The organism is Blochmannia endosymbiont of Colobopsis nipponica, assembly GCF_014857065.1.
In the GTDB taxonomy this organism is placed as follows: domain Bacteria; phylum Pseudomonadota; class Gammaproteobacteria; order Enterobacterales; family Enterobacteriaceae; genus Blochmanniella.
Map to the genome: position 1 here is coordinate 585,258 of NZ_CP046533.1, position 23,343 is coordinate 608,600.

Annotated in this window: 12 protein-coding genes, 1 tRNA gene, 2 rRNA genes and 1 other RNA gene; 8 read left to right on the top strand and 8 right to left on the bottom strand. The window is 32.8% G+C overall.

Annotated elements, in window-relative coordinates; genetic code table 11:
- Positions 1-55 precede the first annotated feature (55 nt).
- From rpoB to GN160_RS02720, 3 genes are all read left to right on the top strand, one after another.
- Positions 56-4,084 carry a DNA-directed RNA polymerase subunit beta gene (gene rpoB, locus GN160_RS02710; protein WP_192380162.1) on the top strand — a complete coding sequence of 1,343 codons (4,029 nt, stop codon included), beginning with the start codon at positions 56-58 and terminating at the stop codon, positions 4,082-4,084.
- A gap of 79 nt (positions 4,085-4,163) precedes the next feature.
- Complete coding sequence (gene rpoC, locus GN160_RS02715) at positions 4,164-8,387, top strand: DNA-directed RNA polymerase subunit beta' (protein WP_192380164.1); 4,224 nt, start codon at positions 4,164-4,166, stop codon at positions 8,385-8,387.
- Positions 8,388-8,607: 220 nt separating this feature from the next.
- Positions 8,608-8,880 carry an HU family DNA-binding protein gene (locus GN160_RS02720; RefSeq protein WP_192380166.1) on the top strand — a complete coding sequence of 91 codons (273 nt, stop codon included), beginning with the start codon at positions 8,608-8,610 and terminating at the stop codon, positions 8,878-8,880.
- Positions 8,881-9,018: 138 nt separating this feature from the next.
- On the opposite strand, the gene purH is transcribed toward GN160_RS02720, so the two are convergent.
- A complete protein-coding gene (purH, locus tag GN160_RS02725; RefSeq protein ID WP_192380167.1) occupies positions 9,019-10,629 on the bottom strand; it encodes a bifunctional phosphoribosylaminoimidazolecarboxamide formyltransferase/IMP cyclohydrolase in 1,611 nt (536 codons plus the stop codon).
- Between the two features lie 470 nt (positions 10,630-11,099).
- On the opposite strand from purH, the gene GN160_RS02730 reads away from it, so the two are divergent.
- The 3 genes from GN160_RS02730 (at position 11,100) to GN160_RS02740 (ending at position 16,084) form a co-directional block, all read left to right on the top strand.
- Positions 11,100-12,669 (top strand): 16S ribosomal RNA (locus GN160_RS02730).
- Positions 12,670-12,869: 200 nt separating this feature from the next.
- Positions 12,870-12,942 (top strand) — tRNA-Glu (locus tag GN160_RS02735).
- 198 nt (positions 12,943-13,140) lie between these two features.
- Positions 13,141-16,084 (top strand): 23S ribosomal RNA (locus GN160_RS02740).
- Together the 16S and 23S rRNA genes with 1 tRNA gene alongside form the textbook arrangement of a ribosomal RNA operon.
- 34 nt (positions 16,085-16,118) lie before the next feature.
- Here the strand turns inward: GN160_RS02740 and pssA are convergent.
- From pssA to smpB, 4 genes are all read right to left on the bottom strand, one after another.
- Positions 16,119-17,462, bottom strand: a complete 1,344-nt coding sequence (gene pssA / locus GN160_RS02745) for a CDP-diacylglycerol--serine O-phosphatidyltransferase (RefSeq protein ID WP_192380169.1) — start codon at positions 17,460-17,462, stop codon at positions 16,119-16,121.
- Positions 17,463-17,850: 388 nt separating this feature from the next.
- Positions 17,851-18,180, bottom strand: coding sequence for a DMT family transporter (locus GN160_RS02750; protein ID WP_192380171.1), 330 nt, complete (start codon positions 18,178-18,180; stop codon positions 17,851-17,853).
- 319 nt (positions 18,181-18,499) lie between these two features.
- Positions 18,500-18,883: a transfer-messenger RNA gene (ssrA, locus tag GN160_RS02755) on the bottom strand.
- A gap of 66 nt (positions 18,884-18,949) precedes the next feature.
- A complete protein-coding gene (smpB, locus tag GN160_RS02760; RefSeq protein WP_192380172.1) occupies positions 18,950-19,405 on the bottom strand; it encodes an SsrA-binding protein SmpB in 456 nt (151 codons plus the stop codon).
- 88 nt (positions 19,406-19,493) lie between these two features.
- Here smpB and GN160_RS02765 point away from each other — a divergent pair, with 88 nt between their 5' ends.
- On the top strand, positions 19,494-19,928 hold the full coding sequence (locus GN160_RS02765; protein ID WP_192380174.1) for an SRPBCC family protein: 435 nt from the start codon (positions 19,494-19,496) through the stop codon (positions 19,926-19,928).
- Between the two features lie 141 nt (positions 19,929-20,069).
- On the opposite strand, the gene bamE is transcribed toward GN160_RS02765, so the two are convergent.
- On the bottom strand, positions 20,070-20,405 hold the full coding sequence (gene bamE / locus GN160_RS03300) for an outer membrane protein assembly factor BamE (protein ID WP_192380176.1): 336 nt from the start codon (positions 20,403-20,405) through the stop codon (positions 20,070-20,072).
- A gap of 315 nt (positions 20,406-20,720) precedes the next feature.
- Positions 20,721-21,593 (bottom strand): NAD(+) kinase, encoded by an 873-nt coding sequence (nadK, locus tag GN160_RS02775; protein ID WP_192380178.1) that lies wholly within the window; start codon positions 21,591-21,593, stop codon positions 20,721-20,723.
- Between the two features lie 123 nt (positions 21,594-21,716).
- Here nadK and grpE point away from each other — a divergent pair, with 123 nt between their 5' ends.
- Positions 21,717-22,304 carry a nucleotide exchange factor GrpE gene (gene grpE / locus GN160_RS02780; protein ID WP_192380889.1) on the top strand — a complete coding sequence of 196 codons (588 nt, stop codon included), beginning with the start codon at positions 21,717-21,719 and terminating at the stop codon, positions 22,302-22,304.
- 203 nt (positions 22,305-22,507) lie between these two features.
- Here the strand turns inward: grpE and ung are convergent, their stop codons facing one another.
- Complete coding sequence (gene ung, locus GN160_RS02785; RefSeq protein WP_192380180.1) at positions 22,508-23,176, bottom strand: uracil-DNA glycosylase; 669 nt, start codon at positions 23,174-23,176, stop codon at positions 22,508-22,510.
- Between the last annotated feature and the right edge of the window lie 167 nt (positions 23,177-23,343).

Sequence of the window (23,343 nt, forward strand, 5' to 3'; positions counted from 1 at the left end):
GTTTTAAAATATGATTCCTAATTTTATTTGATTTTACAGATTGATGAGGAAGGGCATGGTTTATTCTTATACTGAGAAGAAACGTATACGTAAAGATTTTGGAAAACGTCCCCAAGTTTTAGATATTCCTTATCTTCTTTCTGTTCAGTTAGATTCTTTTCAAAAATTTATTGAGCGAGATTCAGAAGGTCAACATGGGTTAGAGGCCGTTTTTCATTCTGTTTTTCCTATATGTAGTTATAATGGTAATGCTGAATTACAATACATTAGTTACCGTTTAGATGAACCAGTGTTTGATGTTAAAGAATGTCAAACTCGCGGTATTACTTTTGCAGCTGCCCTTCGCGTAAATATTCGTTTAGTTGTTTTTGAACGTGAAGTTTCATTAAATCAAGGTAAGAATATTAAAGAACAAGAAGTGTATATGGGAGATATCCCGCTTATGACAGACAATGGGACTTTTATTATAAATGGTATTGAACGCGTAGTTGTATCTCAATTACATCGTAGTCCTGGTGTATTTTTTGATAGTGATAAAGGAAAAACACATTCTTCAGGCAAAGTTTTATATAATGCACGTGTTATACCTTATCGTGGTTCGTGGTTGGACTTTGAATTTGATCCTAAAGATAATCTTTTTGTTCGCATTGATCGTAGAAGAAAATTGCCAGTAACTGTTCTTCTACGTGCATTAGGTTATAGTACTCAACAGATTCTGGATATATTTTTTAATAGAGTTGTATATGAATTAAATGGTGATGATTCTGTTTATATGGAGCTACTTCCTGATAGGTTACTTGGTGATACTGCATCGTTTGATATTGAGTGTAATGGAATAATTTATGTTAGTAAAGGTCGCCGTATTATCTCTCGACATATTAGAGAACTTAAAAAAGATAATATTAAAAAAATTAAGGTGCCTGTTGAATATGTTGTTGACAAAGTTGTTATTAAGGATTACGTGAATCCAATTTCTGGCGAACATATTATTTCTGCTAATACATCTATATCATTAGAAGCAATATCTAAATTAAAGCATGCAGGATTTAGAAGATTAGAAACTATTTTTACTAATGATTTAGATCATGGTGATTATATTTCTAAAACTTTGCGTATTGATTCTACTCATGATCGCTTGAGTGCATTGATAGAAATTTATCGTATGATGCGTCCAGGCGAGCCTCCTACACGTGAAGCAGCAGAATCTTTATTTGAGAATTTATTTTTTTTGGAAGAACGTTATGATCTTTCTGTGGTTGGCCGTATGAAATTTAATAGGTCGTTACAAAGAGATACTATTGAAGGCAAAGGTGTTTTAAGTGAAAACGATATCGTTGATGTAATTAAAAAACTTATTAATATTCGTAACGGTAAAGGTGAGGTAGATGATATTGATCATCTTGGTAACAGACGTATACGTTCTGTAGGTGAGATGGCAGAAAATCAATTTCGTATTGGTTTAATTCGAGTCGAACGTACAGTAAAAGAACGTTTATCATTAGGTGATTTAGATTCTTTAATGCCTCAAGATATGATAAATGCTAAACCGATTTCTGCCGTTGTAAAGGAATTTTTTGGTTCTAGTCAATTATCTCAGTTTATGGATCAGAATAATCCCTTATCGGAAATAACTCATAAACGTAGAATTTCTGCATTAGGTCCTGGTGGATTAACTAGGGAGCGTGCTGGTTTTGAGGTACGTGATGTACATCCTACTCATTATGGACGCGTTTGTCCTATTGAAACTCCTGAAGGACCAAATATTGGACTAATTAATTCATTATCTGTATATGCGCGAGCTAATGAATATGGGTTTTTGGAAACTCCATATCGTTTAGTTTATAATGGGATTGTTACTGATGAGATAGAATATTTGTCTGCTATTGAAGAAGGAAAATTTGTTATTGCACAGGCTAATGCTAATCTTGATCAAAGTGGTCGTTTTACTGATGAATTAGTAACTTGTCGTCATAAAGGTGAATCTGGTTTGTTTAGAACAGATCAGATTGATTATATGGATGTCTCTACTCAGCAGGTGGTTTCGGTAGGTGCATCTTTAATACCTTTTCTTGAACATGATGATGCTAACAGAGCTCTTATGGGTGCTAATATGCAACGACAGGCAGTTCCTACTTTACGTTCTGAAAAACCATTGGTAGGTACTGGTATGGAGCGCGCTGTTGCTGTAGATTCTGGAGTTACTGTAGTAGCTAAAAGGGGTGGTTGTATTCAGTATATGGATGCATCACGTATTGTTGTGAATGTTAATTCTGATGAAATTTGTTCCGATGAATCAGGTATTGATATTTATAATTTGGTTAAATATGTTCGCTCTAATCAGAATACTTGTATTAACCAGACACCTTGTGTTCAATTAGGCGAGTTTGTAGAACGAGGAGATGTATTGGCAGATGGTTCCTCTACTGATTTAGGTGAGTTAGCGTTAGGTCAAAATATGCGTATTGCTTTTATGCCATGGAATGGTTATAACTTTGAAGATTCTATGTTAATATCAGAGCGTGTAGTGCAAGAAGATCGTTTTACGACAATTCATATTCAAGAATTATCTTGTATTTCTCGTGATACTAAATTAGGTTCAGAAGAAATTACTGCTGATATTCCTAATGTTGGTGAAGCTGCTCTTTCTAAATTAGATGAATCAGGTATTGTATATATTGGAGCGGAAGTAGTTGGTGGAGATATTTTAGTGGGTAAAGTTACTCCTAAAGGAGAAACTCAATTAACTCCAGAAGAAAAGTTGCTGCGTGCTATTTTTGGTGAAAAAGCTTCTGATGTTAAGGATTCTTCATTAAGGGTACCTAATGGTATGTGTGGTACTGTTATAGATATACAGATTTTTACTAGAGAAGGAGTAAAAAAAGATAAGCGCGCATTAGAAATTGAAGAAATGCAATTGAGGCAAATTCAAAAGGATTTAACTGAAGAATTAAAGATTATTGAAGATGGCTTGTTTTTTCGCATTTGTGAGATTTTGATTTCTATAGGTATAAGTAAAGATTATTTATTGAAAAAACCTCGCGCTGATTGGTTTAAGATACATATAGATGATGTAGAAAAAAATAAAAAATTTGTTGAATTAATAAAACAATATTTTGATTTACAAAGTGTTTTTAAACGTAAATTAGAGTTAAAACGTCGCAAGATTATTCAAGGAGATGATTTAGCTCCTGGTATATTAAAGATTGTAAAGGTGTATTTAGCTGTAAAACGTCAAATACAGCCAGGTGATAAAATGGCTGGTCGTCATGGTAATAAAGGTGTTATTTCTAAAATTAATCCAGTTGAAGATATGCCTTATGATATAAATGGCGTTCCAGTTGATATTGTGTTAAATCCACTAGGTGTTCCATCTAGAATGAATATTGGTCAAATCTTAGAGGCTCATCTTGGAATGGCTGCTCGAGGAATTGGTGATCAAATCAATAAATTGTTGCAACAGCACAAGGATATTGATCAATTAAGAAAGTTTATACAGCAAGCTTATAGTTTAGGTAAAGATTTACGTCAACATGTAGATCTTAGTCTTTTTTCTAATGATGAAGTAAGGATATTAGCAAAAAATTTAATAGGTGGTATGCCAATTGCTACCCCGGTGTTTGATGGTGCGCATGAAAATGAGATTAAGGATTTGTTAAAACTGGGTAATTTGCCAACTTCTGGACAAATAACTTTATTTGATGGTTGTACAGGAGAAAAGTTTGAACGTCAGGTTACTGTTGGCTATATGTATATGTTAAAACTTAATCATTTAGTTGATGATAAGATGCACGCTCGTTCAACTGGTTCTTATAGTTTAGTGACCCAGCAGCCATTAGGAGGTAAAGCTCAGTTTGGTGGTCAACGTTTTGGAGAAATGGAAGTATGGGCATTAGAAGCATATGGAGCTGCTTATACCTTACAGGAAATGCTTACTGTTAAATCAGATGATGTTAATGGTCGTACTAAAATGTACAAAAATATTGTTGATGCAAATCATATAATGGAGCCTGGTATGCCAGAATCTTTTAATGTTTTATTAAAAGAGATACGTTCATTGGGTATTAATATTGAATTAGAAGATTAATTTATGTTCATATGTTTTAATAAATTTACAGGTTAGGTATTATAATATTTAAATAGGTTGTATTTTATAGGAAGTGTTTGTGAAAAATTTATTTAATTTTTTTAAATATCAGAATAAATCAGAAGAATTTAATGTGATAAAAATTTCTTTAGCTTCACCAGATATGATTAGATCATGGTCTTTTGGTGAAGTTAAAAAGCCTGAAACTATTAATTATCGTACTTTTAAACCTGAAAGAGATGGTTTATTTTGTGCACGAATTTTTGGTCCAATTAAAGATTATGAATGTTTATGTGGTAAATATAAAAGACTTAAACATCGAGGCGTAGTATGCGAGAAGTGTGGAGTGGAAGTTACTCAGAGTAAAGTGCGTCGGGAGCGCATGGGGCACATTGAATTAGCTTCTCCAGCTGCTCATATTTGGTTTTTGAAATCATTGCCATCCCGTATTGGTTTGCTTTTGGATATGCCGTTACGTGATATTGAGCGTGTTTTATATTTTGAGTCTTATGTTGTAGTAGAAAGTGGTATGACTAGTCTTGAACGTTGCCAAATTCTTACTGAAGATCAATATTTAGATGCATTGGAAGAATTTGGAGATGAATTTGAAGCAAAAATGGGAGCGGAGGCTATTCAATATTTATTGAGAAATATGAATTTGGACAGCGAGTGTGAGGAGATACGTGAGGAATTAAGTTCGACTAATTCTGATGCCAAACGAAAGAAATTAACTAAACGCATTAAATTGCTTGAATCTTTTTTACAATCTGAAAATAAACCAGAATGGATGATTCTTAATGTTTTACCAGTATTACCTCCAGATTTAAGGCCTTTAGTACCATTGGATGGAGGTCGTTTTGCTACTTCTGATTTGAATGATTTATATCGTCGAGTGATTAATCGTAACAATAGATTAAAACGTTTATTAGACCTTGTTGCTCCAGATATTATAGTACGTAATGAAAAACGTATGTTACAGGAAGCAGTGGATGCCCTGTTGGATAATGGTCGTCGAGGTAGAGCTATCACAGGTTCCAATAAGCGTCCTTTGAAATCTTTGTCTGATATGATCAAAGGTAAACAAGGTAGATTTCGTCAAAATTTATTGGGTAAACGAGTCGATTATTCTGGTCGTTCAGTAATCACTGTTGGTCCATATTTACGATTACATCAATGTGGTTTGCCGAAAAAAATGGCTCTTGAATTGTTCAAACCGTTTATTTATGGGAAGTTGGAAATAGGTGGATTTGCTAGTACCATTAAAACAGCTAAGAAGATGGTGGAAAGAGAGGAAGCTATAGTATGGGATATGCTTGATGAGGTTATTCGTGAGCATCCGGTAATGTTAAATAGGGCTCCTACATTACATCGTTTGGGTATTCAAGCTTTTGAACCCATTTTAATTGAAGGTAAAGCTATTCAATTACATCCTTTGGTTTGTGCTGCTTATAATGCAGATTTTGATGGTGATCAAATGGCGGTGCATGTTCCATTAACGCTCGAGGCTCAATTAGAAGCTCGTGCATTAATGATGTCTACTAATAATATTTTATCTCCAGCTAATGGAGAGCCTATTATTGTTCCTTCTCAAGATGTTGTTTTAGGTTTGTATTATATGACTAGGGATTGTGTTAATAGTAGGGGAGAAGGTATGTTATTGTCTGGCCCTCAAGAAGCTGAACGTGTTTATCGTTTAGGTTTGGCGGATTTGCACGCATGTGTTAAAGTGCGTATTACTGAGTATGAACGACTTGAACATGGTGAGTGGTCAACATATACTAGTCTTGTAAATACTACTATCGGTCGTTCTATTTTTTGGATGATTGTGCCAAAGGGACTTCCTTTTAACTTAGTTAATCAGGTATTAGGAAAGAAAGCTATATCAAAAATGCTCAATGTTTGTTATCGTATTTTAGGTTTGGAGTCAACTGTTATTTTTGCTGATCAGATTATGTATACAGGTTTTGCTTATGCTGCTCGTTCTGGTGCATCTGTGGGTATTGATGATATGATGATACCTACAAAAAAAGCTGAAATTATTAGTGAAGCAGAAAGTGAAGTTGCTGATATTCAAGAACAATTTCAGTCTGGTTTAGTGACTGCAGGTGAACGTTATAATAAAGTAATAGATATTTGGGCTGCTGCAAATGAGCGAGTTGCTAAGGCAATGATGGATAATTTATCTATTGAATCTGTTTTTAATCGTTATGGTAAAAAAGAATTTCAAACTTCTTTTAATAATATTTTTATGATGGCTGATTCTGGCGCACGTGGATCTGCAGCTCAAATTCGTCAGCTTGCTGGTATGCGTGGTCTCATGGCTAAGCCAGATGGTTCAATAATTGAAACTCCTATTACAGCAAATTTTCGTGAAGGTTTAAATGTTCTTCAATATTTTATTTCTACTCATGGAGCTCGTAAAGGATTAGCTGATACCGCTTTAAAAACTGCTAATTCTGGTTATTTAACTCGTCGTTTAGTAGATGTTGCTCAAGATTTAGTAATAACTGAAAGTGATTGTGGTACTTTTTCTGGTATTACCATGACTTCTTTAATTGAAGGTGGAGATGTAAAAGAGGCGTTGCGCGAACGTGTATTAGGTCGTTTAACAGCAGAGGATGTGTTAAGACCTGGTACTTTAGATATCTTAATTAATCGTAATGTCCTTTTAGATGAAGATTATTGTGATATTTTAGAGAAAAATTCAATAGATTATATTAAAGTTCGTTCAGTCGTGACTTGCGACACTAGCTTTGGTGTTTGCGCTTTTTGTTATGGTCGTGATTTGGCTCGTGGTCAGCTTGTAAATGAAGGGGAAGCTATTGGTGTAATTGCTGCACAATCTATTGGTGAACCAGGAACTCAGTTAACAATGCGTACTTTTCATATTGGAGGCGCCGCGTTTCGTGCCGCAACGGAATCAAGTATTCAGGTAAAGAATAATGGCATTATTCGTTTGAAAAATGTTAAATTTGTTATTAATGATTCTGGTAAATTTGTGATTACTTCCCGTAATACTGAATTAACGGTTATTGATGAATTTTTGCGAACTAAGGAAAGCTATAAAGTACCTTATGGATCTATGTTAACTAAAGGAGATGGAGAATATGTTGTAGGTGGTGAAATAATTGCATATTGGGATCCACATACTATGCCTGTGATTACAGAATTTAGTGGTTTTGTTAGATTTACTAATATGATTGATGGTCAGACTATTATTCGACAAACCGATGAGTTTACGGGATTGTCCTCTATTATTGTATTAGATACTGCTGAACGTTCCGTTGGAGGTAGGGATTTTCGTCCTGCACTAAAAGTTGTTGATAGGCATGGTTGTGATTTATTATTTCCTGGCACTGATATGCCAGTTCAGTATTTTTTGCCTAGCCGAACCGTAGTACAACTTGAAGATGGTTCAAAAGTTGTTTGTGGTGATGTTTTAGCAAGATTGCCTCATGAGAGTAGTGGAACTAAGGATATTACAGGAGGTTTGCCTCGTGTTGCTGATTTATTTGAAGCACGTTGTCCTAAAGAAGCTGCTATTTTAGCAGAAATTAGTGGTATTGTATCTTTTGGTAAAGAAACTAAAGGTAAACGTCGTTTAATTATATCTTCAATTGAAGGCAATAACGTTGCTTATGAAGAAATGATTCCTAAATGGCGACAGCTTAATGTATTTGAAGGTGAGTTTGTAGAACGAGGAGATATCATTTCAGACGGTCCTGAATCGCCTCATGATATTTTGCGTTTACGTGGTGTTCATGCAGTTACTAGTTATATTATTAATGAAGTACAAGAAGTTTATCGTTTGCAGGGCGTCAAGATAAATGATAAGCATATCGAGGTTATTATTAGACAAATGTTACGCAAGGTTACTATTGTTGATCCTGGAAGTTCTACTTTTTTAGAGGGAGAACAGATAGAATTTTCTCGTGTTAAGATAGTGAATCGTCAATTAAGTATTGAAGGCAAAAAGGAGATTGTTTTTATACGTGATTTATTAGGTATTACGAGAGCTTCTTTAGCTACAGAGTCGTTTATTTCCGCGGCTTCTTTCCAGGAGACTACACGGGTTTTGACCGAGGCTTCCGTATCTGGTAAACACGATGAGTTACGTGGTTTGAAGGAAAATGTTATTGTTGGGCGATTAATTCCTGCTGGTACTGGTTATGCTTATCATCAGAATAAAGCTCTTTATCGAGATAAACAATATAGTGATAAATCTGAAATGCCTGTTTCTGTTGATGAAGCATCAGCTAATTTAACTGAGTTATTAAATGCTACTAAATTGGTCAATAATTAAATAATAATATTTAAATATATGCGATTGGTAAATTATTTTATCGGTTTTTTATTTTGTTGTTCAAATATTTTGCCTATACATATAATGAGCAAAATATAATTAAGGCTATTATTATATTGAAATTTTTTATTTTAGTTTGTTATATTAGATGTTAGGTAAATTTAGAATTGTAAAGTGTTATTGTTTTGATAGTTTAAATTTAATATATTAAGGATAGTGTATGAATAAAATACAAATTGTTAATGTTATTGCTAAGAAACATGATATTTCTAAAGTACAAGTGAAATTTATTTTAGAGAGTATTTTAGCGGAAATAGTAATGTCTCTTAAATTAGGTAATACAGTTAAATTAACAGGTTTTGGTGTATTTAAAGTTAAGTATCGTCATGCTCGTATTGGTCGTAATCCACAAACCGGCAAAGAAATCAGAATTTTAGCTAGTAAGATTCCCACATTTGTTTTTAGTAAATCTTTAAAAGGTGTTATGAATTGAATTATATGTAGTAATGTTTTTTACTTATTAAAGTGGTCTTTGTGAGCTATTCTTATTTAACTTTTCTAACCCTGTGAGGTTTTATGATTCAATTTGGGTAATTCATTTTGCTTACATGATGTTAATTGATATAAAATTTTAATGTTTAAAATGACGAGTATAAGTAAAAATCATTGCAATGTTATATCTATTAGCTGTTTTAATTATGTCTTCATCCTTTATTGATCCTCCTGGTTGGATAACGCAACTTATACCAAGCTCACCAGCTACTTCTATGCAATCGCAAAATGGCAAAAAAGCATCAGAGGCCATAGTTGCTCCATGCGTTTCTAATCCTTCATTTTTAGTTTTAATTGCAGCTATTTTTGCGGAGAATACTCTACTCATTTGTCCAGATCCAATGCCGATTGTTTGATTGTTTTTAGCATACACAATTGCATTGGATTTTACAAATTTTATAATTTTCCAACAGAAAATTGCATCATTTATTTCTTTCTTGGTAGGTGATCGTTTTGTAACTATATTCATTCTTTTAAAGTTTATTTTCTTTTTGTCGTGTTCTTGTACTAGCAAACCTCCATTGTTTATAATTTTTATGTCTATATTAGTTATTTCAATTAATTTATTTTTGTATGTTACTATTCTCATATTTTTTTTATTAGATAGTATATTTAAAGCATTTTTTTTAATAGATGGAGCTATTATTACTTCAGCGAATTGTTGTTGAAGAAGATTAGCTGTCTGAGCATCTATTGTCTGGTTTAATGCGATTATACCACCAAATGCTGATATAGGATCAGCTTGATAAGCTTTTTGGTAAGCTAATTGAATATTTTCAGAACTAGCTACTCCACATGGAGTATTATGTTTTATAATTATACAAGTTGGTTTAGTAAACATTTTGATACATTCTAGAGCCGTATCAATATCAACGATATTGTTGTAGGAAAGGCTTTTACCTTGTATTTTTTTTATTGTGCTATTTAAAGATTTATTAGCAAATCTTTCGTTTACGTAAAATGCAGCTTTTTGGTGATGATTTTCCCCATAATTAAGATCTTGTTCTTTTACAAATTTCTCATTAATAATATTTATGTTTTTGGGGAAATTGAGTATTGATTGTTTGTTTTTATTTCCATTGTTTTTTGTTTTTACATTTTGAAAGTAATTTGCGATGTTTCTATCGTATGTAGCGACATGTTCAAATGCTTTTGCTGCTAATTTAAATTTGGTTTGAATAGTGAGGGAATTATTATTATTATTCATTTCATGAATAATAGGTGCATAATCACAACTGTGGACCAGTACTGCTACTTTTTTATAATTTTTAGCTGCAGCTCTAACAATACTTGGACCACCTATATCAATGTTTGTTATTTGCTTTTCTTTTAAAATGTTTTTTTGTTTTCGCTTTATTTTTGAATTAAAAGGATATAAATTAACTATTACCATGTCAATGTGATCAATGTTAAATTCGTTCATGATCTTTTTGTCTAAATCAGGTCTCGCTAAGATTCCTCCATATATTTTCGGATGTAATGTTTTTATACGTCCATCCATTAATTCTGGAAAATTAATATAATCTGATATCTCTGTTGTTGTTAAACCTTCTTTTTTTAGAAAAGCAGCGGTACCTGCAGTAGATATTATTTGAATATTTTTTTCGTGTAGAAACTTAGAAAAATTCAAAATTCCAGTTTTATCATATACACTAATTAGTACTCGATAAATAGGATATAGACACTGCATGTTAAGCACCCTTTAGTTTTAATGAAACATTCCATTAAAACTTGTCATTATAAAATACCACGACTTGTTTAATTTATTTTTTCTGAACATTAGGTGAGCTGTTTGCATACTTTATTTATTTTAGATTTAAGGGATCTTTGAAAATTCTTATTCAGTTATTTAATTAGTATTTAGTATCACATAATATTAAAGTTTTGTTAAGATTTTTATCTGTGTTTTTGTAAGATTTTATGGATTATTATATAAAAAATTTAATATACTTGACTTTCAGTATTAAAGTTGTAAAATATACATTTATTTGTGAGTTTCAGGCTTGAAGTTTTCGCGCTTGCGATTCCTGTTTTTTTGCTCTTTAATAATTTATTAATCCAGATATGTAGGATGCTTCAAGATTGAGTCGATATGTATTGTTGTTAATTCTTAATTATAGATTTTTGTTTTGTTACTATATTAATTAAGTATTTAAATTTAAATTGAAGAGTTTGATCATGGCTCAGATTGAACGCTGGCGGCAGGCTTAACACATGCAAGTCGAGCGGCAAACGGGAAATAGTTTTATTTTTTTTGGCTATTTTGTCTGGCAAGCGGCGAACGGGTGAGTAAAATCTGGGGATCTGCCTAATGAAGGGGAATAACTATTGGAAACGGTAGCTAATGCCGCATAATGTCGTTTGACCAAAGTAAGGGACCTTTTGTAAGAAAGGCCTTACGTCATTAGATGAACCCAGATGGGATTAGCTAGTAGGTGTGGTAATGGCTCACCTAGGCTACGATCTCTAGCTGGTCTGAGAGGATGATCAGCCACACTGGAACTGAGATACGGTCCAGACTCCTACGGGAGGCAGCAGTGGGGAATATTGCACAATGGGGGAAACCCTGATGCAGCTATGTCGCGTGTGTGAAGAAGGCCTTCGGGTTGTAAAACACTTTTAATAGGGAAGAAGTTGATAATATTAAAAGTATTGTCAATTGACGTTACCTATAGAATAAGCACCGGCTAACTCCGTGCCAGCAGCCGCGGTAATACGGAGGGTGCAAGCGTTAATCGGAATTACTGGGCGTAAAGAGTACGTAGGCGGTTTATTAAGTCAGATGTGAAATCCCCGGGCTTAACCTGGGAACTGCATTTGAAACTGGTAAGCTAGAGTTTTGTAGAGGGGGGTAGAATTCCAAGTGTAGCGGTGAAATGCGTAGAGATTTGGAGGAATACCAGTGGCGAAGGCGACCCCCTGGACAAAAACTGACGCTCAGGTACGAAAGCGTGGGGAGCAAACAGGATTAGATACCCTGGTAGTCCACGCCGTAAACGATGTCGATTTGAAGGTCGTGGTCTTTGAACTGTGGCTTTCGTAGCTAACGCGTTAAATTGACCGCCTGGGGAGTACGGCCGCAAGGTTAAAACTCAAATGAATTGACGGGGGCCCGCACAAGCGGTGGAGCATGTGGTTTAATTCGATGCAACGCGAAGAACCTTACCTACTCTTGACATCCAGAGAACTATGTAGAGATATGTAGGTGCCTTCGGGAGCTCTGAGACAGGTGCTGCATGGCTGTCGTCAGCTCGTGTTGTGAAATGTTGGGTTAAGTCCCGCAACGAGCGCAACCCTTATCCTTTGTTGCCAGCGATTAGGTCGGGAACTCAAAGGAGACTGCCGATGATAAATCGGAGGAAGGTGAGGATGACGTCAAGTCATCATGGCCCTTACGAGTAGGGCTACAAACGTGCTACAATGGCATATACAAAGAGAAGCAATCTTGTAAAAGTTAGCAAATCTCATAAAGTATGTCTAAGTCCGGATTGGAGTCTGCAACTCGACTCTATGAAGTCGGAATCGCTAGTAATCGTGTATCAGAATGTCACGGTGAATACGTTCCCGGGCCTTGTACACACCGCCCGTCACACCATGGGAGTGGGTTGCAAAAGAAGTGAGTAGTTTAACCTTAAATTTGAGGAGGGCGCTTACCACTTTGTGATTCATGACTGGGGTGAAGTCGTAACAAGGTAACCGTAGGGGAACCTGTGGTTGGATCACCTCCTTACTAAACGATAGATTTTGTGGCATACCTACATAGTATTTATTTGTTTGTATTTGGTATTCTAATTATCAAATGTTTGCTATCTTGTCATTGCTATGTGATTAGATGTGATTGGTTTAGTATGTTATTTTTTTTTTGATTTATGAATAAACAAATTAATTTTCCTTTGTTTATTCATGTTTGTTCTTGGTTTGGGAATTTTGGTCCCCTTCGTCTAGTGGTTTAGGACACTGCCCTTTCATGGCAGTAACAGGGGTTCGAATCCCCTAGGGGACGGACACTGATTTATTTAGGTTGACTTTTTCTTTTTTTTGTTCTTTAACAATTTGGTGTAATATAGAATTGGTAAAATGTACTATCGGGGTTTTTTATTTTTTGTTAATATTAGCCTAGAAGTATGTTTTGTTTTTATATTTGATTTTTTTTGAATTTGTGTTCAAAATTATTTGAAATAAAATATCTAAGGTATTGTGGGGTTAAGTAATTAAAGCGTATACGGCGGATGCCTTGGCAGTTAGAGGCGATGAAGGACGTGCTAATCTGCGATAAGCGTCGGTTAGCTGATTGTGAAGCGTTAACAGCCGGCGATTTCCTAATGGGGAAACCTGATATATTTATTATATCGTCATTAAGTAAATGCATAGCTTAATGAAGCGAACCAGAGGAACTGAAACATCTTAGTACTCTGAGGAAAAGAAATCAATTGAGATTCCCTTAGTAGTGGCGAGCGAACCGGGAGTAGCCCAGAGTCTGTATAGTATGCATATTAGAAGAATAATTCTGGAAAGATTAACAATATAGGGTGATAGTCCCGTATTTGAAAATATGTTTATTTGTGGACTCAATGAGTAAAATGGGACACGTGGTATCCTGTTTGAAGATAGGGGGACCATCCTCTAAGGCTAAATACTACTAACTGACCGATAGTGAACTAGTACCGTGAGGGAAAGGTGAAAAGAACCCCGGATAGGGGAGTGAAATAGAACCTGAAACCGTATACGTACAAGCAGTAGAAGCATTGTTTAATGTGACTGCGTACCTTTTGTATAATGGGTCAGCGACTTATATTTTGTAGCGAGGTTAACTGTTTAAGGTAGCCGGAGGGAAACCGAGTCTTAATTGGGCGTTAAGTTGCAAGATATAGACCCGAAACCCGGTGATCTAACCATGAACAGGTTGAAGGTTGGGTAACACCAATTGGAGGACCGAACCGACTAATGTTGAAAAATTAGCGGATGATTTGTGGTTAGGGGTGAAAGGCCAATCAAACCGGGAGATAGCTGGTTCTCCCCGAAAGCTATTTAGGTAGCGTCTTATGAATCATCTTCGGGGGTAGAGCTCTGTTTCGGTAAGGGATCTATCCCAGATTACCAATCCGATGCAAACTGCGAATACCGAAGAATGAAATCATGGGAAACACACAGCGAGTGCTAACATTCGTTGTGGAAAGGGAAACAACCCAGATCGCCAGCTAAGGCCCCTAAATTATGATTAAGTGGTAAACGAAGTGAGAAGGCATAGACAGCCAGGATGTTGGCTTAGAAGCAGCCATCATTTAAAGAAAGCGTAATAGCTCACTGGTCGAGTCATCTTGCGCGGAAGATGTAACGGGGCTTAAATCATGTGCCGAAGCTGCGACAATAATATATGAATTTTGTATATTTATTGGGTAGGGGAGCGTTCTGTAAGCCATTGAAGATATATCGTGAGGTATATTGGAGGTATCAGAAGTGCGAATGCTGACATAAGTAACGATAAAGTAGGTGAAAAACCTACTCGCCGAAAAACTAAGGTTTCCTGTCCAACGTTAATCGGGGCAGGGTAAGTCGACCCCTAAGGTGAGGCCAAAGGCGTAATCGATGGGAAACAGGTTAATATTCCTGTACTAGATATAACTGCGAAGGGGGGACGGAGAAAGCTAGGTTCGCCGAGTGACGGTTATCTCGGTTTAAGCGTGAAGATGGAAAAAATAGGTAAATCCGTTTTTTTAACATTTAGGCGTGATGACGAATCATTAAGTTGGTGAAGGAATCGATGCTACGCTTCCAAGAAAAGCCTCTAAGCATTCAGGTTATATTTAATCGTACTCTAAACCGACACAGGTGGTTAGGTAGAGAATACTAAGGCGCTTGAGAAAACTCGGGTGAAGGAACTAGGCAAAATGGTGCCGTAACTTCGGGAGAAGGCACGCTGACGTGTAAGTAAAAGAAGTACTTCTGGAGCTGAAGTCAGTCGAAGATACCAGCTGGCTGCAACTGTTTATTAAAAACACAGCACTGTGCAAACACGAAAGTGGAAGTATACGGTGTGACGCCTGCCCGGTGCCGGAAGGTTAATTGATAAGGTTATCCTATTGTATATTTATACTTGAGGAGAAGCTTTTGATCGAAGCCTCGGTAAACGGCGGCCGTAACTATAACGGTCCTAAGGTAGCGAAATTCCTTGTCGGGTAAGTTCCGACCTGCACGAATGGCGTAATGATGGCCAGACTGTCTCCATCCGAGACTCAGTGAAATTGAAATCGCCGTGAAGATGCGGTGTACCCGCGGCAAGACGGAAAGACCCCGTGAACCTTTACTATAGCTTGATATTGAATATTGAATGTTAATGTGTAGGATAGGTGGGAGGCTGTGAAGTAAAGACGCTAGTCTTTATGGAGCCGTCCTTGAAATACCACCCTTTAATATTGGATATTCTAACTTTGGTCCGTGATCCGGATTGAGGACAGTGTCTGGTGGGTAGTTTGACTGGGGCGGTCTCCTCCTAAAGAGTAACGGAGGAGTACAAAGGTTAGCTAATCACGGTCAGATATCGTGAGGTTAGTGCAAAGGCAAAAGCTAGCTTGACTGCGAGAATGACGGTTCGAGCAGGTGCGAAAGCAGGTCTTAGTGATCCGGTGGTTCTGAATGGAAGGGCCATCGCTCAACGGATAAAAGGTACTCCGGGGATAACAGGCTAATACCGCCCAAGAGTTCGTATCGACGGCGGTGTTTGGCACCTCGATGTCGGCTCATCACATCCTGGGGCTGAAGCAGGTCCCAAGGGTATGGCTGTTCGCCATTTAAAGTGGTACGCGAGCTGGGTTTAGAACGTCGTGAGACAGTTCGGTCCCTATCTGTCGTGGGCGTTGGAAGATTGAGAGGGGCTGCTCCTAGTACGAGAGGATCGGAGTGGACGCATCTCTGGTGTTCGGGTTGTCATGCCAATGGCATTGCCCGGTAGCTATATGCGGAAAAGATAACCGCTGAAAGCATCTAAGCGGGAAGCTTGCCTCAAGATGAGTCTTCCCTGAGAAAAGATTTTTATATTCATTTTCTCCTAAAGGAACGTTAAAGACTATGACGTTGATAGGTCGGGTGTGTAAGCATTGTGAGATGTTGAGCTAACCGATACTAATGATCCGTGAGAACTTAACCTCACAATACCTTAGATATTTTTTAATTTTTAATAGTTTAAAGTATTTTATTTATTAAGTAATCAAAGTGAATGCGACGTAATCTAATGATTAGTTTTCTTATTTTATCTGGATAATCATCGATATCTTGTATTAAAGTATAATGATTTATATTTTTTGTATGTGTTCGTATAAGATTTAATTCATGTGTTGTGTGTTTCTTGAGTTTTTCCTGTGGATCATGTATTAATAATGCATTTTCTAAATCTAGTTTCCATGCTCTTGGATTGAAATTATTGCCTGTTAATAATTGGTACTTGTTGTCTATCCATATGCCTTTTAAATGGAAACCATTGTCGCTATCTTTCCATAATTTTACCTTCATTTGTCCATTATCTAGGTAAAATTGAAATTTATTAATAAAATGTCTTAAGTTTATTTCGTATAGATAAGGTAGTGCGCTAATTATTTTGAATGGTTGATTTTCAGGAATAAAAAAATCATTAGCAGTTTTATCTCCAACTATAAGTTCTATTTTTTTCCCTTGTTTCAATACGTTTATCAAATTATGTAATATTGGATTTGGTAAATTAAAATATGGAGTACATAACGTTAGTTTTGTTTTTGTTGAACATATTAAATGATATATTGTTTTGTTTAGATTATTTTGTTTTCCTAAACCTACTAGCGGAGTTATTGCTAATTTATTTCTATCATATTGTTTATTTTGGTACATGTAAGATGTATTTTTCAATGATTTTCTAAGTAGTTTTATTTTATTTTTGATTTTTAAGACATTAAGTTTTTTTGGTATATCTAATCTGTGGACTGCCGGTGCTTTTATAAGTTGTTGATCAATATAACCCATCATTGTTTTAGCTAATAATTTATTTTTGATAACATAATATCTGTCATATCTATATTTCTCTTTTTGATGTAGATATGTGTTATTGAGACTTGCTCCGCTGTAAATTACTAGTTCGTCTATTATAAGTCCTTTTAGATGTAATACTCCAAATGCTTCACGATTGTGAATTGGTACCCCGTATATTGGTATATCAATATTTGGGTGTGTTTTTGACATGTAACGGTACCATTCAATGTTAGTTTTGTTTGTTGTTGTACCTAAACGGCTACGCTGTGCTCTATGCCAATCTACTAAAATTGCGATTTTTAGTTGTGGTTTGTTTTTTTTTATTTGAAATAGAGTTTCAAGTATTTTATACCCTCCTTGATCTTGTTCTAAGTATAAAGTAACAAGAAAGATATGTTTTTTAGCTTTAGTTATTGTAGATAATAAAGTATGGTAAAATTCTTTGGGGCTATATAATATTTTTATATTTTTTATTTTTTGGTTAATTCTTGGCAGTTCTATAAGATATTGTTGATGTTTATTTAACATAAATTGTTTGGTATTTTATTTGTAATTTTACTATGTTATTACATTTTGATTAATTATTTCAGATTATAAGAACTAAAATAATCAAGTAGATTAGAATTATTTATTATTTAAATTAATTAATGAACGAAAAATAAATCAATTAATTTATTTTATATTTTAATTTTATCTATAGCAAGCTAATAAAGAAATTTCTATTTCGTCTTTATATTTAAATATAAAATTATATTTAAAATTAATTAAATTTATGTTTTAAATAGTTATTATCTAATATTTAATCTGGAATAAGGAATTCTATTTTATGGTTGTTAATTTATATAATTATTTTTGTTGAATAGAATATATTTAATTATTTTAAAGTTTGAGTTTTATTTTATTTTTGATTTCGACATTAATGACCGGAAGATTCAGAAAATATATTTATTAGTATAATTCCTATTATAATTAAAGCTATTCCTATAATTGCAAATCCATCTAATTTTTGATCATAAAAGATGTAACCTGTTATCGTAATAAGTACTATCCCTAATCCTGCCCAACTTGAATAAGTAATACTTATGGGTAAAGTTTTTAATACTAATGAAAGTAAAATGAAAGATATAATGTAACCAATTATTACTATAATGGAAGGAAGTAATTTACTGAATCCTGCTGAAGCTTTAAGTGACACAGTAGCTATTACTTCTGAAAGAATAGCAATAAATAAATATAGATAAGTCATAAAAATAGATTCTAAAATTTTAATTTATCAGGGAACAATTTTTAAGGATAAAGTTCAAAAATTGGTTTTTTTGTGGGAATGTTTTTATTAATTGGAGGATCATGTGTTAAGTATATTTTTGAATTGTTTAAAGATTTATATTAGTATATATGATGTGTTTTTGTTTTGAATTTTTATAATGTGATGACATTTGATTTCCTTGAGTTTTATAAGAATTTCATTCTGATTTAAGATTTATTTAATTTGAAAATGTAAAGAGAGTGGGATTAAATATTATCTATTACAAGCTTTTAAAGTAAACGTAACGAAAATAACTCATTTGGAGTTGGCGGGATTCGAACCCGCGTCCGAAGAATTCTAGGATTTATGGATCCTACATGCTTAGTTCAGTTAGAATTTCACCGATAGCAAAACTAAACAAACTGTCGATCAGTTTACCCTGAATTAAATCAAGATTACCACAATTCAGGGATGTGATAACTTTTCTCTAATTTTTGATTAACTTCTTATAAATTTCTAATCTTAAGAGAACAAGATCAGAGAGAGAAGGAACCTTCAGTTTTATCTGATTAAGCTGCTAGTGCAACAGGTTCATGTTTAACATTATTTGCAACTTTACTTTAAGGTTTTTTTACGAGGCCAACCTTACCTCGGCATGCACCTCAAAATCTTATTTATACTTCGTCTAATCCAAGTCAACCCCACATAATTCAAGCAATGATAACATAAATTTTAAAAAAAACAATATATTTAATATTATTAATGTATTTTATAATGTATGTTTTTTTATTTTCCATTCTTTGTCTTTAATTTTATTCCTTTTGTCATACTTTTTTCTTTTGACTATTCCAATATTAAGTTTTAACCAAGTATTTTTCCAATATAAATCTAATGGAATTGCTTTGTATTCTTTGCATTGTATTTTGTTGAATAGTAAACAAAGTTGGTTTTTTTTTAGTAAGATTTTGCGATTTCGTAGAGAATTATACTCTGAGCTTGAAGAATTATAATATTTTGCTGATGTTCCGAAATTTGCAGCAGAGAGATAAGCTTCTTTATTCTTAAAAGTAATATATCCATTATCAATGACAATGTTTTTATTTCTTGCTGATTTAACTTCCCATCCTAATAATGATAGTCCAGCTTCTATTTCTTGTTCGATATAATATTTAAATCTAGCTTTTTTGTTTCTTATTATATTATTTATTTCTTTTTTGTATGACATATGATTTCATCTTGAATGTTTAAAATAAGTTGTGTATTCTAATACTAGTTGATGATTGTATCAGATTATTTCGTTTATTTTTAAAAATATGTTTGTTTTTGATCGTTCTTTATGTGTTCCTTATAGAGTAGATCAGATGTTTGAGCTAGTGAATGATATTGCTTCTTACTCAAAGTTTATTACAGGATGTATTTCAAGTAAAATTTTAGAAAGGTATTTTGGTGAGTTAATTGCTGAAATGAGTATTCGTAAATTTGGGATAAGTGTTGTGTTAATTACTCGTAATATTATAACGGAAGATAAGAGTATTATTTTGCAATTAGTATCTGGTCCTTTTAGATATTTATTTGGTTATTGGTGTTTTTCCCCGATGGATAAGGATCATAGTATAGTAAGGTTGTATCTTAAATTTGAATTTTCTACCAAAATTTTTGGTGTATCTTATAATTTTCTCTTAAAAGAGAAAATTAGTGATATTGTCGAATCGTTCTTACGTAGAGCTGAAGTGATTTATGATAGATAATTTCCTTTTTATATTTTGTGTTTTTTGTAGTGTTGTTCTTAATTAGTTTGGTTTATATGGAGGATTTTGGTATTATCAGTTTAATTAGTAGTTTTTGTAAAGTTTTTTAAAATATTGAGTTATACTGTACTTTGTATTATTTTAGTTATTGTTTTGTTTGTGGTTGACGTTTATTAAAATGTTATTTTCATTAAATGAAAGAATGAGACTTTGTTTTATTATTTTATTATTTTTGTTTATCTTATAATAAATATAATATAGGTTATTTGAGTTAAATGTATTTGTTAATATTGGATTTCCTAATAAATTGATTATTTGTTGTTTGCTTTGTCCTATTTTAATTTTTTTAATATCATGTGAATTTAAGTAATTGCCTTGATTGATTTCAGGTTTAGTTATGATTGTCATTAAATTTGAGCATCCAGATAATAAAATTATTAGAATTATTATTTTTTTAAAAACAATATTGATGTTCATTATTTAATTTTTATTTAATAAGTTTTAGTAATTTTTAAAGTAACATATTTTGGAAAATACATATTTGATTTATATCATTTGATTTGTTTATTTGTGTTTATTTTAAGCTTGAATGTAATATTCTTATTTTTCATTTCTAAATTTTAGTTAATTTAAATAAATGGTATAAATTGTTTCTATTCTAACTAAATTATCGTATTATAACAATGTTTTATTATAGATTGAAGCTAAGATAAGTTTGAAGTTCTTTGATTTAATAGCATATTTTAAAGAAAATAGTTTTGGTTTTTTAATTTTTAATTTTGAATTTTTGAGTTATTTTTTTGACCAGCCCAATTTGAGGTTTAATTTTTTAAAATAATTATAACTGTTAGGATGAATTAAATTAAGATAATAATTACTACGTTTTATATAAATTTCATTTTTATTATTTATAGAAATTGGAATTTGATTGTCACAATGTATTTTTAAATTTTCATTTAATTGAGAGAACTGTAATTTTATAGTATCATTACTATTGATTATAATTGGACGAGCTGATAGTGTATGCGGTAGTACTGGAACTAAAATAATGGCGTCTACTGTTGGACTTAGTATAGGTCCTCCTGCGGATAGTGCATATGCAGTAGATCCAGTTGGGGTAGCTATAATTAAGCCGTCAGAATTTTGAGCAAAAGTAAAATTATTATTTATATATACTTTAAATTTAATCATATGTGACATTTTTTCTGAATGCAAAAATACCTCGTTCATAGCAAAAACTCTTTTGTTACATGCATTGTGTTTATATATTTCTGCTTTTAATAAAAAACGTTTTTCACTTAAGAAGTTTCCTTTTAGGATATGTGCTAATTCTTTTAGTGCAGAGGGAGGGTCTAGATCCGTCAAAAATCCAAGATTTCCTCTATTTATTCCAATTACTTTAATATCAAAATGTGCTAATACATTAGCAGCTCTAAGCATGTTACCATCTCCACCGATTATAATAGCTAAATCAGCTTTTTTAGCTATGTCAGTCAAATTTCCAATTTGAACTTTTTTGATACTAAGAAAAGAGGCTGTTTCTTTTTCTATAATTACGGATATTCCTCTTTTTTTTAACCAATTATATAATGTTTTGTGTGTTATTAGATTACTTCGATGTTGAGAACATCCTATAATACCGATTGTGCGGAAAGCATAATTCATTTTGTTAGTAGCCCTTAGCAGCTTTTGTGAATTTTATCAGCTTATTATTATCTCTTGAATCCTTTATTTTTTACTCCATAATAACTAAAATAGTGATAAATTGCTGAAATTAAGGAGAAATACATAATGAATAATAAAGATCAAAATGTTTTAGACGATCTTGATTTGCAAAAGAATGATATAGAGAAAGATAATAAAAATATGATAGAGAGTTGTAAATCCACAGATGATATTTTGGATCTACAAAAAGAGAAGATAATAAACTTAAAAAAAGAATTATTACAAATACAAGAGCGTGAACATGATTCTTTGTTAAGAGCTCAAGCTGAGATAGAAAATATTCGTCGCCGTAGTGAACAGAATATAGAAAAAGCTCATAAGTTTGCTTTAGAATTTTTTATAAGCGAACTTTTACCAGTAATTGATAATTTGGAACGTACATTAGAAATGTTAGATAAATCTAATGATAGTCTTGCAGCTATTATCAAAGGTATTCAATTAACTTATAAATCTTTTTTAGATGTTATGTATAAGTTTGGTATTAAGATTATTGATGATGTTAATGTCCCGTTTGATCCAGAATTGCATCAAGCGATGTCTATTTCTGAATCTGATAAATTTGATTCTAATAAGGTAATTACAGTTATACAAAAAGGCTATCGTCTTCATGAAAGGTTGATTCGTCCCGCAATGGTTATAGTATCTAAATAAAAATTTGGTTACTTTAGGTTGTTTGGGCATTAAGAATGTATCTAATGATGGAAGTAGTATTATGTTTTAATTTTGTTTTAAAATATATGTATATTTAATTATTGAATTTTTTAAAGTATTTTATTTTGATATGTTTTATTTTAGGGCGTTGCGTATGTAATGTTTATAGAATTTTAAATTTTAAGTTAACATAATATTATAGATTAAAGTTGCCAATTTATGGGTTTAGACGTATTTTTAGATAACAATCCATTAGTTTTAGAAAAGTGTTGACATCCAAAGAAGCCTAAATTAGCTGATAATGGCGAGGGGTGTGATGTTTCTAAGATATAGTGTTTATTTTGATCGATTATGTTTCTTTTTCTTCTTGCATATGCACCCCAAAGGAGAAATATGGTTTTTGTGCGATATAAATTAATTAATTTTACGACTTTGTTTGTAAAAATTTCCCAGCCTAAATTAGAATGAGAACCGGCCTTTCCTTGTTCGACGGTTAAGATACAATTTAGTAGGAACACTCCTTGTAAAGCCCAATTTTGTAAACATCCATGATTAGGTATTTTAAAATCAGGAATATCCGATAGGAGTTCTTTATATATATTTATAAGCGTGGGAGGTATGTTAATTCCTGGTGGCACGGAGAAGCAAAAACCATGTGCTTGTTTTGGTTGATGATAAGGATCTTGTCCAATTATTACTACTTTAATTTTGTTAAAGGCAGTATAACGAAATGCGTTAAATATATCTTTTTTATCTGGATAAATAGTTTTCCCTTCAGATTTTTGTTTTTTTAAATATTTAAAAATATTTTGAAAATATATTAGTTTTTTTTCTTGTTCAAATAAACTTTCCCAGGTAATACATTTAGTCATATAGGTATTAGTAGATCTAAAAGAAATAATTATTTAAGATTTAATGATCATATCATGAGTTATTGAATATAAAGCATATATGAATTTTAATAAAATAAGAATACTTTATTTTAGTTTAAATTATTATTATATAAATTTAATTATTTTTGATTATTCTAGTATTTGAA